6 protein-coding genes are annotated in these 14,984 nt (G+C 41.8%); 4 read left to right on the forward strand and 2 right to left on the reverse strand.

The window, feature by feature from the left end; all coding sequences use genetic code 11:
* Positions 1-20 precede the first annotated feature (20 nt).
* Genes AC1DO4_RS11385 through AC1DO4_RS11395 form a run of 3 tightly spaced genes read left to right on the forward strand, consistent with a single transcriptional unit; the run spans position 21 to position 6,815 of the window.
* Positions 21-3,311: a TonB-dependent receptor gene (locus AC1DO4_RS11385; RefSeq protein WP_477415815.1), complete on the forward strand. Its 3,291-nt coding sequence runs from the start codon at positions 21-23 to the stop codon at positions 3,309-3,311.
* A gap of 10 nt (positions 3,312-3,321) precedes the next feature.
* Positions 3,322-4,992: a RagB/SusD family nutrient uptake outer membrane protein gene (locus AC1DO4_RS11390; RefSeq protein WP_188834281.1), complete on the forward strand. Its 1,671-nt coding sequence runs from the start codon at positions 3,322-3,324 to the stop codon at positions 4,990-4,992.
* A gap of 32 nt (positions 4,993-5,024) precedes the next feature.
* Complete coding sequence (locus AC1DO4_RS11395; protein WP_477403912.1) at positions 5,025-6,815, forward strand: hypothetical protein; 1,791 nt, start codon at positions 5,025-5,027, stop codon at positions 6,813-6,815.
* A 615-nt stretch (positions 6,816-7,430) separates the two neighbouring features.
* Here AC1DO4_RS11395 and AC1DO4_RS11400 read toward each other — a convergent pair.
* Positions 7,431-8,297: an AraC family transcriptional regulator gene (locus tag AC1DO4_RS11400; protein WP_477415817.1), complete on the reverse strand. Its 867-nt coding sequence runs from the start codon at positions 8,295-8,297 to the stop codon at positions 7,431-7,433.
* A 463-nt stretch (positions 8,298-8,760) separates the two neighbouring features.
* Between AC1DO4_RS11400 and AC1DO4_RS11405 the strand changes: the two genes are divergently transcribed.
* Positions 8,761-10,899, forward strand: a complete 2,139-nt coding sequence (locus AC1DO4_RS11405; protein ID WP_477415819.1) for a PKD domain-containing protein — start codon at positions 8,761-8,763, stop codon at positions 10,897-10,899.
* Between the two features lie 561 nt (positions 10,900-11,460).
* Here the strand turns inward: AC1DO4_RS11405 and AC1DO4_RS11410 are convergent.
* Positions 11,461-14,730: a family 78 glycoside hydrolase catalytic domain gene (locus AC1DO4_RS11410; protein ID WP_477415821.1), complete on the reverse strand. Its 3,270-nt coding sequence runs from the start codon at positions 14,728-14,730 to the stop codon at positions 11,461-11,463.
* Positions 14,731-14,984: the final 254 nt, after the last annotated feature.

The following is a 14,984-nucleotide window of genomic DNA, read 5'->3' on the forward strand; positions in this document are numbered from 1 at the left end:
AACCCAAGCTTAACAAAAGTATGAAATTTAAACTATGTGGCAAATTAGCTGCCATTGGGTGGATTTTTCCATCTAAAATCATTCTGGTGATGAAACTCACTACACTCCTTTTAATTATTGCCTGTGTGCAAGTATCCGCCAAAGGATACGCGCAAATGGTTACGCTCTCAGAAAAGAACATCCAAATAGCTGAAGTGTTTACCAAGCTGCATAAGCAAACCGGTTACAGTTTTTTTTACAAATACAAGTTTGTCAAAAATATAAGGGTATCTGTTGAATTACAGGATGTAAATATTGAACAAGCCCTAAACGCGATTTTAAAGGACCAGCCGCTCACCTATTCTATTGTCAATAAGACTGTGGTTTTAAAAAGAAAGGAAGGAACTGATGCTACAAAAGACATCGGTATTCCGCCTGTAACAATAAAAGGTAAAGTCCTCGATGAAAACGGAAAAACCTTGCCAGGCGTCACAATTAAAGTCAAGGGATCGAATACTGGGGTCGTCACCGATTCAGAGGGTTTATTTACGTTCACGGTTCCGGAACATGCTACCATTGTTGTATCCTTTATCGGGTATGAATCGCAGGAAATTGCGTTAAACGGAGAACTAAACTTGACTGTCAAACTTACGCCTTCCCTTAAATCCCTCGATCAGGTTATCGTGATTGGCTATGGCGCTCAAAAGAAATCGGACATTACCGGCTCAGTTGCACGTGCCGATTTGGAGTCATTCAGACAATCGCCCAATACTAATTTAGTACAGTTGTTGCAAGGAACGGTGCCCGGTTTAAATATCGGACAGGTATCATCTGCGGGCCAGTCGCCTACGATTCAAATCAGAGGACAATCTACAATTTCCGGATCCCAAAATGTTTTGATTGTTCTGGACGGAATTGTTTATAGTGGCGATATATCAAGCATTAATCCAAATGACATCGCTTCCATCGATATCTTAAAGGATGCAAGCAGTAAAGCCATTTACGGTGCATCAGCAGCAAACGGCGTATTGTTGATCAGCACAAAAAAAGGGAAAGCAGGCAGCAAGCCGGTTATTAACTTTTCATCTTCCTATGCTACACAGAACCCAGCTAGCCAGTTACATCCTTTAGACAGGAATGAGTTTATACAAAAAGTAAAAGATATCAATTGGCGACAAGCTTATTTAGCGCCTGATTACCTTACACCAAATCCGGCCTTCGATCTCCGGTCAAAATTAGATGCTACGCAGGTATCGGGTTATGACAATGGAACCGATTACAATTGGTACAAAGCAGCCACTAATCCGGGCCTGTTGTATGACCAGCAGCTAAGTGTGAGTAACGCTACCGAAAAAACCAATTTTTTCATTTCCGGCGGCTATACCAAACAAAAAGGCTTTGTTATTAATGATCAGTTCAACAGGAAATCGGTAAGAATCAATCTGGAAACGAAAGTTTTCGATTGGCTTACTGTCGGAGCGCAGGCATTTACTTCACTAGCTGATTATTCCGGTAACCCACCAGATTTACGAAGCATCATGCTTTACAGTCCTTTGAACACTCCATACAGCCCTGCCGGAGCCATCAATTTGACACCCAATGCATCCATTAATAATCCCTTTTTAAGTACCTATGGAAGTGATTATAACCACAGAAATACACTGTCAGGTAATTTTTACGGGATTTTCAATATTCCTCAGGTTAAAGGACTTACCTATCGTTTGAACTATGGTAACGGATATTATTGGAATCAACATTACATGGCTAACCAATACTCCGCTAATTTTACAGGGGCGGTTTCAAAAGTTAATGATGCCACTTACGATTATACTTTGGACAACATTCTAAATTATAAACGAACTTTTGGTACTGATCATTCAATTGACTTAACCATGGTTTATGGCGCAAGAGAGCGTAAGTATGAAACCACATCTGCTTCAGGCGCGGGATACAACAATATATCGTTGGGTTATAATAGTTTACAACAAGGACTTATCCAGCAAATATCATCCAATGCTTATAGCGAGACTTATAATTATCAAACTGCCAGGCTGAGTTATGACTATAAAAGCAAATACCTGTTAACATCTACGATCAGGAGGGATGGATTTTCCGGCTTTGCCAGTAATAAGAAATTTGGTGTTTTCCCATCAGTGGCAGCTGCATGGGTAGCCAGTAATGAGTCCTTTCTTAAAATCAACTGGCTTGATAATTTAAAGTTACGGGTGGGTTATGGCTCCAATGGCAATTTAACCAACCGTTATGCTTCTTTGGCTACTGTATCTCAGGGCGCTGCTTATGTTTTCGGCGATGCCGGCAGTACCTTATTTGGCCAACAGGTAGCTACATTAGCCAACAACAACCTATCATGGGAAACGACAACCGGTATTAACATTGGTGTAGATTTTTCGTTATTCAATGGACGGATAAGTGGGGCTGTGGATTACTACAATACCAATACCAATAATTTGCTTTTTAGTGTTAACATCCCTACAATTACAGGATTCTCGTCTATCAATACCAATGTTGGGGAAATAAATAATTCCGGTGCTGAATTTACATTAAATACAATAAACGTTAAAGTAAAGGATTTTCAATGGAGCACTGTACTAAATTATGCAACCAATAAAAACAAGATCAAAAAATTACTGGGCTCCGGTGACCTTGTATCCAGCAACCTGTTTATCGGACAACCTTTGGGTGCTATCTACAACTATAAAACCGATGGTTTATGGCAAATTGGAGAAACGCCCCCGGGCGGTTATTACACAGGCGGCAATAAGCTGGTGGATGTCAATGGCGATGGTAAAATAACATCAGATGACCGGGTAATTTTAGGGCATACCGAACCCGCTTACAGGTTTAGTATAGGCAATACGTTTTCTTATCAACAGTTTTCGTTATTTGTATTTATCAACTCTGTACAGGGTGGAAAAAATGGCTATTTGGGCTACAATAATCCATGGAGCGATGGTGGTATTCAGCAGGGAGATAATGCCATAAGAAATAACTGGTTTAAAGAAGTCAATTACTGGACACCTTCAAATCCAAATGCAACTTACCGCATCACGGGCAGTGTGCCTGCTATCGATCCAGGCATCTATCAGAATAGAAGCTTCGTAAGGCTCCAAGAGGTTTCACTCAGCTATAATTTCAGTAGCGCACTGATCAACAAAGTGGGAATAAAAAATCTGCGTGTTTTTCTGAGCGGTAAGAACCTTGCAACTTGGACGAAGTGGAAAGGATGGGACCCTGAAACCATCCAGGGCTTTGCTTATGGAGCATCCCCGGTTATTAAAGCGTATTCCGCAGGATTAAATGTTACCTTTTAATTATTAAAACATGAAAAATCTATATAAAATTTTGATGTGTACTGTGTTACTGAGTACAATATCATGTAAGAAGACATTCCTCGATGAAAAACCACTCGATTTTGCAAGTACGGTCAATTCATTTAGCACTTTAAAGGACTTTAACGCTTCTGTTTATAACTTATATAATTTAGTTCGTACCGAGTTTTATACTTACGATGAACAAAGTCCATTTGATTACATCTACGGATTGGACCTGGTATACGACGGCCAGCCAAGCGGCCCTCAGCGGTTTAGTGATTACGCGGTTTCAACCAATCCGAGTAATGGTTATTTAACAATCCATTGGACTAACCTCTATAAAATCATTTCAGAAGCGAACACCATTTTAAACAGGTTGCCATCCTCATCAGTAACTGGTGCGGATGCTAATATTGTTCAGGCGAATGCCAGGTTTTTTCGAGGTTTTGCCTATCGGACACTGGCCTATTTATACGGTGGGGTTCCGTTAGTGTTGAAGGAAGTGACTTCGCCTAAGACGGATTTCGTAAGGGCGAGTCAGGCTGATGTTTATAAACAAGTGATTGACGACCTGATGTTTGCCGCTGCCAACCTGCCGGCAATTTCGGCAGTGCAAGATGGCCAAATATCCAAAACGGCAGCTCAGCATTTGTTAGCTGAAGTTTATTTAGCCGCAGGGCAGTTTAATAATGCGGTTACAACGGCCAGTCTTGTAATCGATGATGGAAATATGGCTTTAATGAAAACAAGATTTGGGTCGCAAAGCGCAGACCCGGGAGATGTTTATTGGGATTTATTCAGGCCGAAGAACCAAAATCGTAGTTCGGGTAATAAAGAGGCTATCTGGGTAATTCAATTTGAAAACGATGTGCCGGGAGGCTCTTCATCCGCTACGTCTATTAACGGTAGCTACCGTTTGGAAAGACAGCACGCACCTTTAATCAGGGATCTTACATTAAGCGGTGGCGCAAAACCGTTTTTATGGCCGGTATCCGATTATACCGGTGGAAGGGGCATCGGCTGGGCCATTTCTACAAGATATTTTACCAATTCCATCTGGACCAGTGATTTTAGTAATGACATGAGAAACTCAAATTATAACTTTGTCCGGACTTTCACCTACAACGACCCGGCTAAACCCGCGTATTTTGGCCAGAACGTTTCGACAGAAAATCCGCCAGCGGGAGTTACCGTCCCAAGCAGGGCATTTTACGCCTATCAGTCCAAATGCACAACTCCGGGAAAACACCCGGATGGATTATTCATCAATAAGTCCACGTTTTTACTGAGTTCTGCAGCAGGCGGTACATATTGTAATCAATATATGTTTCGTCTGGCCGAGACCTATTTAATACGTGCCGAAGCATACCTCGGTGCCGGATCGTTGGAAAACGCTGCAAAAGATATAAATGTTGTCAGAGCGAGGGCAAATGCCTCACCCGTATTATCTTCTGCGGTCAATATTAATTACATATTAGATGAGCGGATGCGCGAATTAGGTGTTGAAGAAAAGCGACGGCTTACTCTGGCCCGGCTTAATCTGGTTTACGATAGGACCGTAAATGTAGCGCACAATCCGGTTGCTGCCAATATCAAACCAACCAACAATCTTTGGCCGATACCTCAAAGTGAAATAGAAAGAAACAAAGACGCCAAATTAATTCAAAATCCTGGCTATTAGTGTAATACTAAATAAAACAAAGCTTATTTTAAATGGATAATTTTAAGATAAAAATTAAGTATCTGACACTAATTGCATGCCTGTCCATAATGATTGGACAGGCATTTGCGCAGTCAGCTGTTCAGCCACTTCCATACATTCTGGACATGGTGCATAATAACCCCGGGGAAGTACCTTATGTAACAAAGTATAATGATCCGGTTTACATGAAATCGCAGGGTTTTAATGGAATGGTAACCCATTGGTTTGTCAATTGCGCCATTACTTATGATAATTACGAAAAAGGCATTGTTCCTGAAAATAGTAAAGAGCGGGAATGGATAATGGCGAAAGCTGCGGAAATCGATAAAAAGTTGAATGCCTGTAAAAAGGCCGGTATGTGTGTTTATCCATTTACCGACTTCATTGTTTTTCCAAAATCTTTGTGGACAAGATATGGCAGCGAAATAACGGGACAAGGTAAGGTAGCCGGGACTGGCGGCATGGACGAACGGTCGAGAAAGCCCGATATGCAAAGCAAAAGAACCCAGGATATGCTCCGTGCACAGATCGCCGGCATTTTTGAACGGTTTCCTCAACTGGACGGTTTGACACTTCGCTTTGGCGAAACATATTTACAGGATGCCCCTTACCATATGGGAGGCGGGCCTATACGTGATGGCAAGAGTGGTATAGAAGACCAGGTGACCTTGATAAACATTTTACGGGATGAGATTTGTGTAAAGCGCAATAAGAAGCTGTTTTATCGTACTTGGGATTTTGGATATAATTTCCATAATAACCCCGATTATTATCTGGCAGTTACCGATCTAATAAAACCGCATCCTAATTTAATTTTTGTCATTAAATATCAGCAGGACGATTTTCACCGCATGACACCATTTAATCCTACACTCGCCATCGGCAACCATGCACAAATAGTGGAGGCGCAATCAAGGATGGAAGCTTATGGGAAAGGTGCGCATCCGTATTATACGGCCAAAGGCGTAATAGACGGCTGGCCGGAGACGAAATATGAAATCGTTTTTGGGCGACACGAATTCAATGGAAAGCTTAACGATCCAGACAAACCGCGGGGAATAAAAGATATTTTGGGTAAAGGACTATTAAAAGGAGTAATGACATGGTCAAATGGAGGCGGATGGGACGGTCCGTATATCACTAATGAGTTATGGGCAGATTTGAATACATACGTGCTTTCGCAATGGGCGCAGCATCCCGAAAAGTCCGAAGAAGCCATCTTTTATGAGTTCGCTAAAAGGCTTGGGTTAACTGGTTATGAAGCCGATCTGTTCAGACAGTTAAATCTATTGACCATAGAAGGGGTGCGGAAAGGACAATTGAACAGTTATACGTCTAATGCCGTTTGGTGGAGTCGTGATCAATATTTTTCAGCGGCAGAAAACAAAAATATAGTCGATGAAATCATTAATAAAAAGAGAGAGAGAGAAATGTTGGCTGAAAAAGCAGAGGCTTCAGCCATATGGAGGCAGATTGAAGCGTTATCGAAACAAATCCATGTAAACAATGCAGCTGATCAGGAAGCTGTTGAAGTGTCCTGTACTTATGGCCGGATAAAATATGAACTGATCGAGCAGATGTGGATATTGATGATAGAAAACGGCATCGCAAAACGGAGCGGCAGTTTCAATATAGGGATAATTAAGCAGGCCATTAACCGTTACGACCATTTATGGTCGGAATGGAAGGCTCTAAAATCATCCAGTAAATATTGCGCTACTCTTTATACCGATTTGGCTTTTAGAAATCAGCAAAACGGAAGTATTGGAGAGCTGGTTGACAGTTTAAGAAAGGTTTTATGACGATCGTTATGTTTATGCTTATCGTATCAGCTTTAATATAGGGACACTGATACACGTTACACAGTTGATATTTAGTGAATTACTGAACTCCTTTATAAAACTCTGCCAAATAAACTTCTCGAGAAATTTATTTCAATTCAAAGAATATGGAATGGGTTTAATATCTGTTATTGCATTCCTCCGGTGTTAGTGACTTTAATGGTTTTTAAAAGACGATTTACTGATTTAAGGACGGGAGTCAATCTATCATTGGTTGCCTCCGACTATAGGGGGCTTTGAGTAATCCATTCAATTCGAACAGGCGTTTTCATGAATAAAGAGAATTATTTCCCCCCTTTTTCGTATATTTGAATATAGCATTTGCAGCTATATACTTATAAATAAAAATTGGTGAGTAATTCGGTGAGTGCGAAATTGAAAACCATTCAAGATATCAAATAAGCGCAGAAAATTAGGGTTAAAACAAATCCCTCCCTCTCCGCAAATTCGATAACAAAACACAATAAAAGCCTGCAAATCAAACAATTACAGGCTTTTTTGTATTTTAAAGCAAATCCCTTATTTATTCATCAAATCCCTATAAATAGCCGAAGAGCTGATTATCTATCCTGATAATTATGATTTGTTACATTGTTTTCGATAAACAAGGGGTGATTGGCCGGTAATTATTTTGAATTGTCGATTGAAATTGGATAGATTGTTGAATCCACATTCATAGCATATTTTGGCGACGCTTTGGTTGTTATCGTGTAAAAGGGAGGTGGCATGAATAACCCGCACTTGATTAACAAATTGAGAGAACGTTTTTCCTGCCTGCCTTTTGAAATAGCGGCAAAAGGCAGCTTCGTTCATGAATACCAATGCGGCTGCTTTTTGGAAACTTACTTCCTCTTTGAAATTCTCCAACACATACCGGTAAACGTCGTTCAGTTTTGAGAAACCATGTTGCTTTTCAATGGTTCCATATGGCCCGAGTGGCAACATCTTTACCTTATTATCTGGGAGCAGTGTTATACGGTCTAACAGATCCAGTAAAAGCAAAATCGGTTTCAATCCTGGTTTGGTTAATTCAGTAAATAATCCCTCTGTAGCTTTGTTCGGTGAAGTGAACTTAAACCCGGATGATTGAACAATCTGCAATAACTTTTTCACCTTATGAAATTCAGGTTTTTCAAAAACATCTCTGCCTAAGAAGTCGTGTTTAAACTGAATAATAACCGCGTGAGCTTCTTCACGTCTGAGCACAGAGGATCGTTCTACTACAAAACAATGGGGAAACATCGGACCGAAAAAATAGACATCCCCTTCGGTAAAATTCATTACCATATTGCCGCCATAAAATTTCCCCCGTCCGTGTATAATATAGATAAATTCGTAACCATTATGAAAATGAAACCGGTCGGAAAATTGTGTCGCAATCTCTTGTTTTACAATAAAACTGACGTCAATTGGCTGAGCGAGCTCTTTAAAAACTTTCTTCATTGAAAACGGAACAAGCTGGTGTTATAAGTAGCTATTCGAATACGTTATTCAAATATAAAATAATTATGCTATCATAATACGAGGTTGCCAGGTGAACAGGGGCGCGATCAAAGTAACGAATATCTATTGATATACTTGTCTACCCGAAGTCCCGACGATCCCGGAAAAAATTAAAAGAGATTTTCGGATTCGTAACAAATAGGATAGGATGATATGCATGGATAACCATAGTTCTTCTTTAAATTAAGGGATGTAAATAGTGTATCAAAAATGGCAAAAGGAGTATTTTTTTAAGTTTTCAATTATTAAGATTTTGGGATGGGACTAAGCAAAGGTAAAATGGTGCAATTTAATAGTGAATCCTTCTGTTTTCCGATTGGGCAAATTTCATTGTTATTGGATTGTGGAATTTCCGATGAGAAATAATGATAATTAAAAAGTAAACCAATAAAAATCATTGTGTATGCGATATATAAATTTTTATAAACTATTATTTTGTCTGGCACTTACCTATTCTTCTGTTGTTAAGGCACAAAACAATCTGCCACAGTTAAGCCAGGAACTTGCTAAAAATTTCAAAACAAAAGATTCGCTTTTCAAAGAACCCTTTGTGGACTTGGACGAATGGCGGGATAAACCTGTACGCCACCGTTATGTTCACGGAGGCTTCAAGGGGACTGAAACCCGTTTCTCTTTTTACTTTCCGACAAAAGAACAGTATCAAGGAAGGTTTTTTCAATACTTTACTCCTTTCCCGGACAATGAAAACCTTGCACAAAATGCAAAGGGAGAGGACGACATGATAAGCTTCTCCAGTAATAGTGGTGCATATTTTATCGAGACGAATGGTGGCGGAAAAATTGATTTTTCTAAGCCTAAATTTAATGCCGACCCTACCATCGGAGCTTACCGTGCCAATGCAGCTTCAGCCCAATTTTCACGGGTGGTTGCGGGCCAGGTTTATCGCAACGAAAAACGGCCATACGGCTATGGTTTTGGTGGTAGTGGCGGTGCTTATCGGACACTTGGCAGCGTTGAAAACACCGAAGGTGTATGGGACGGAGTTGTTCCGTTTGTTATGGGTTCGCCTGTTGCTATCCCCAACGTCTTCACCGTACGCATGAATGCGATGCGGATACTACATGACAAACTTCCAGGCATTGTAGACGCGTTGGAACCTGGAAGCAGGGTGGCAGTAGACGCCGGGCTCAACGCCGAAGAAAAGGGAGCATTGCAAGAGGCAACCAAAATGGGTTTTCCGCCAAAGGCCTGGTTCGCATATAAAACAATGGGCGTTCACGGTTTTTTAGTTCTTTACCAGAGTATAGTCAGGTTTGATTCAAAGTATTTCAAGGAGGATTTCTGGCACGTTCCCGGCTATCTGGGGGCTAATCCGCCCGCATCCCTTTTAAAAGCACGAATACAAAAAGTAAGTAGGATAAAATCCGGTGTAACGAATGACGAAGCTGTCAAGTTAGGATTAACCGAATCACTTTCAGCTCAGGAAAAAGGGACTGCCGATGCTGCCTGGAAGAGCATGGGTGAAAAGGAAGGAACAATGCCTGTTGCATTTCAGTTGGAGGACATACTGCCTGATGTTAATTTTATCGGTGGGGATTTAATCATAAAAAGTGGAGCAGCTGCCGGTCAGGTTTTGCAATTGACCAAAACCGCGAATGATAAAGTTGTTCTTAGCCCTACCAACAGCCCCACTTTGCTTGCCCGGGTAAAGCCAGGAGACACTGTGCAGGTAGATAATTCGAATTTTCTCGCGGTACAAACTTATCATCGTCACCAGGTGCCCGGTAAAGAATATTATGTATGGGATCAGTTTCGTGATTCTGCCGGCAAGCCCATATATCCGCAACGTCCCGTTTTGCTGGGGCCAATATTTACCCAATCTGCTTCCGGAGTGCTGCCCAAGGGCAAATTCAAGGGCAAGATGATTTTGGTGGAATCGTTGTGGGACAGCGAAGCTTTCCCCTGGCAAGCGGACTGGTACCGGACCAAACTGCAGGAAAACATGGGCGCCAGCCTGGATAACAACTTCCGGCTATGGTTTACTGACCACGCCAATCACGGCGACTTATCAAATCCCGATGCTCCAACCCACGTGGTCAGCTACGTCGCTGTGTTACACCAGGCCCTGCTTGATTTAAGTGCCTGGGTGGAAAAAGGACTTGCCCCTGCAGCAACTACAAATTATAAAATAGTGGATGGGCAAGTTGTCGTACCTGCTTCTGCAGGGGAGCGCAAAGGTATACAGCCGGTTGTAACGTTGCAGGCCAACGGCACCGACCGGGCTGAAGTGAAGCCGGGTGAGCCAGTGGCTTTTAATGGCACAATTGAAGTGCCTCCGCACGCCGGCAAAGTGATAGCAGCAGCGTGGGATTTTGAGGGGAATGGCACCTTTCCGGTTAAAGGCACGCTTATACCAACGAATAAAACAGGTTCAAATGTAACACTGAAGGCCACCTACACGTTTCCCAGGCCGGGAACTTATTTCGTTACATTGAAGGGTGTGTCACAGCGGCAAGGCAACGTCACAAATCCTTTTACCCGTATCCAAAACCTTGCACGAGTACGGGTGATAGTTGAATAGGATGGCTGATAGTAACTCAAATGTACTGGCAAGAAAACCAGGGGAAAAAGCCAAAATAGGTTTGCCTCAATGACTTAATATTAACAACGATAAACGAAATATATGAAACGATTTGAAGGCCAGGTAGCAGCGATTTCATGAGGCGCAGACGGCCTTATAAAAATTAAAGTTGAACTACAGGGATTTAATTTTGATGTCGACATGGGCTCGAATCAGGGATCAAAAATTTATCTTATGCACTTTAAATTGATAAATAGCACAATATTGACTGCCTTTGAACATAGCATTTGCAGCGATATCAAAGTAAATTAAAAGTGTTGCGTATTTCGGTGAGTAAGAAATAAAATCCGCATAACATATTGAATATCAAAGCAATTTAAGGCAAACAAATCCATAGCTCTCCGCCAGGTACATTCTATTAAAAAAACGCCGTAAATAAATTATTTACAGCGTTTTCTTTATAAAGCTTATAGTGTTCACTTTTTCAGGAGCATCCGTTCAGATTAAAATAGGTTAACGCTTAAAATTATTTACAATCAGGAAATACGTTTTAAAGGCTTATTAATTATTTTTAACCACAAAGTGATATCTACCAGAAGTTAGATCATACGCTAATTTGTTATCTTCTGATTTGGAAAATTTGACACCAACAGATTCAGATACAGGTTTATTGCTTTCAAAAACCTGCTTTGGTTCCGAAGCTGGCAGGTATAGTAGCGCATGGGTATTTTCCGGGACAATTACATCCACCTCTAAATGGCCGGCAATCCTTTTCCACGCTACGCTGATATCTCCGCTTATAGAAGTAAAACTACCTTTCACCCAATTTAAATCATCTACAAAATCTGGTTTGATTACAAATTTCCGGAAACCGGGGCCATCTTCTGCCGGGCTGATCCCTACCAGGTTATTGAAAAACCATTCATTAATCTGCCCGGACATAAAATGATTTTGTGAGCCAAAATTACCTACTCCTGCATCCCATTTTTCGGTAAGGCTGGTGGCTCCCATCTTAATCTGGTAACCATAACCCGGTTTATCAGATTGATTATTCATAGCATAAACCACATCCGAACGACCGTTATCGGCCAATGCGCGAAGCAGAAAGCGGTAAGCAACCTCCCCTGTTGTAAAACTATCCTGATGATTGTGAATATCATCAACCAGCTTTTTCAGTAAGTTTTCGCGGTTATCCGGTTCTGTGAAATTAAAGAAAAGAGCCATGGCACTGGTGGCCTGCGAACCGGTTGAATAGGTTCCGGTTGCCTGCTTGTAAAATTCCTTATTAAAAGCCATACGAATCTGCTCCGATGCATTCTTAAATAGTCCGGCATCCGCAGTTTTATTCAGCTTTTTAGCGATATTATACATGATCCAGTTATCATAATAATATATTGCCGTTCCGGTATATGATACCGGTGTAAGTTGTGAACCCCAGGGTTCTTTGGGGCCTATGTCATACCAATCACCCAAACCAGTGTGAATGATATTATTGACGGATTCTTTGGATAAAAATTCAACGTATCGTTTCATGCGGTCATAGTACCGCTCTAACAATGACACATCTCCCGAGAACAGGTATTGCTGCCACGGCACAATGATAAAGGAACTTCCCCACTCCGGTGAATTCCTCATCCCGTTGGTTAACGATGGGGAGCCTGCTATAAAATATTCAGGGGCAATGTTCGGCACAAAACCGTTCTCCAGTTGCGCATCCGCCATATCATTCATTGTTTTCCTGAACAACAAGGCCATATCATAATTATACCTTAACGCAGGACCGTTGAGGTGATTCTCTTCCAGCCAGCCCATTTTTTCACGCTGTGGGCAATCGGTCATCAGGCTCATCATGTTGCTGCGCTGTGCCCAGCGTACCAGGTTGTAAATTTTATTGAATAAGGTATTGGAGCATTCAAAATTGCCTACCGGCCTGGATGATGAGTGAACAATCACGTCGGTTAACTGTCCAACCTTTGGCAAATTCCCGCCCTGTTCCGGGGCGTACAATTCCACCTGTAGGTAACGGGCTCCCTGGTAAAAATATTTAGGAAAGTATTTTTCATCCCCAGTTCCAGCCAGCGTATATTCCCACCAGGCGGGCCTTACCCCATCCTGTGTTGCAGAACGCCTGTCAACCAGGCTGTTTTCTCCCAGCAGCTCTGATGGTATCATACGAACCCTTGATCCTTTAGGCCCGCTAACCCGGAGTGCCGGCATCATGGAGGCATTCTGACCAAAGTCATAGATCCAGACATGATCGCTGATCTTGTTTATTTTAACGGGGGAGATAGAATCAATGGCTTTTACAGGAGGCGAAGCTGCAGAAAGGCCTTTTAACGTGCCTCCCGGACCGGAAGTTTCCAAAGCAGGCACCCAGTGTTTGCCTGCTATAAAACCTGCGTTGTTCCATCCATGCGGTTCAAGATTTGCATTGAAATCCTCACCGCCGTATAAGTTGGAATAAGTTACAGGTCCGGGCGATGCTTTCCAACTTTTATCTGTTATCACGGTCTCGGCATAACCATCAGCATATTCCAGCTTTAGCTGTGCTATAGCCTTGGCAGGGCCAAATGTTGTCAGGAACTTCACATACCTTGTTGTATCCGGCTGTATATTATAAACGCTGTTACCCAACATAATGCCAATAGCATTGTCGCCTTTTTTTAGCTGTTGGGTAACATCGTAGGTATCGTACAAATTTGTTTTACGATAATCTGTCCATCCCGGTGTAAGCAGGTAATCACCAATTTTATGGCCGTTAATAGTCAGTTCATATGCCGAAAGGCCACTTATATTGATGGTTGCCCGAACAAGGGCCGGCTTCACGCTGAATTCCTTCCGCAAAAGCATGGAGGAGTAATTGGGGAAATCTTTGTAATCGCTAACCCGGTCTGTAAGGTTTATTTTGGAAAATCCATTACTGTCATCACTGTCCAGGGCAGCTACCGGTTTACCGGCAGCTATGTTCTTCCCTCCTGAAAGCACTTCAATTTGTCTTAAAGCAAAGGAATAACCGGTTTCCTTTTGAGCAAGCTGGGTTGCAGTAACGCGTACATACCTCCCGGTGATATCTTTTGTTGGAAGATGAACCGGGGAAAAACGGGGATTCTTAAAATCCTCCCTGGTAAAATCGGCTATAGAGGTTTCTGTTTTAAAGGATGGGTCATCAGAAGCTGATACTTTATATCTCACGGGGAAAGCATAACCCGCCTGATCAGCGAAAAACATGGGATACAGCATTACTTCAGAAAAGGAGGAAGACTTACCCAGGTCAACCTGGGCCCATTTGTTTACACCCGCTGATTCAGCATTAGCAGATTTAAAACCAACCGGGCTTAAGGCATATTTTTCTGCGCCAGGTGCGCTTATCCAGCTGGCTTTCCAATCATTGAGGCTGAGGATGCCCATAGTCCAGTTTGCCGTTTTGCTCCAGGAAGATTGATGACCAGCCTGATCCCAAATCCTTACCTTCCACCAGCATTTCTGTCCGGATGTTAACGCTTTACCTTTGTACTGGATGTATGCCATTTGATCGCTCGTCACTTTTTTTGAGTCCCATAAATCGCCCCCCTTTTTGAAACCAGGAGTGCTGGATACCAATATTTGATAGGCTGTTTGATGTACACCTCTCTGGTTTTTTTGAAATGATTTTAAAATATAGCTCAGGCCGGGATTTTTTATGTCAATACCTAATGGATCGGGCATTAATTCACAAGCTAACTTAACGGGTAAAGTTCCCGCTATTATTTGAGCATATAAGTAATGCGTATTGAGCAGGCATAACAGAAGGAGAAGCTTAATTTGTTTTTGCATCATGTCTTTGGTATCCATTTAGAATTTTATAAACAACCAACAATTCTCTTTTCCAGGAAAATTGAATAACAGCATAGGTTCCGGAATTTTCGGGTATAATGGCTTATCAAACCTAAACTAATCTGATGGTGTTACTATCCTTATCTGTCTTATCGGATATTAAGGGAGATGCAATTGTACTCCTTAGGTTCAATATCATAATTAAACCGATGAAAATTTATTATAAAATAAGAAACCCTGCAATATTGCTATTGACAGGGTTTCGCCCTACT

The sequence above is a fragment of the Mucilaginibacter sp. P5_A6 genome, assembly GCF_056400585.1.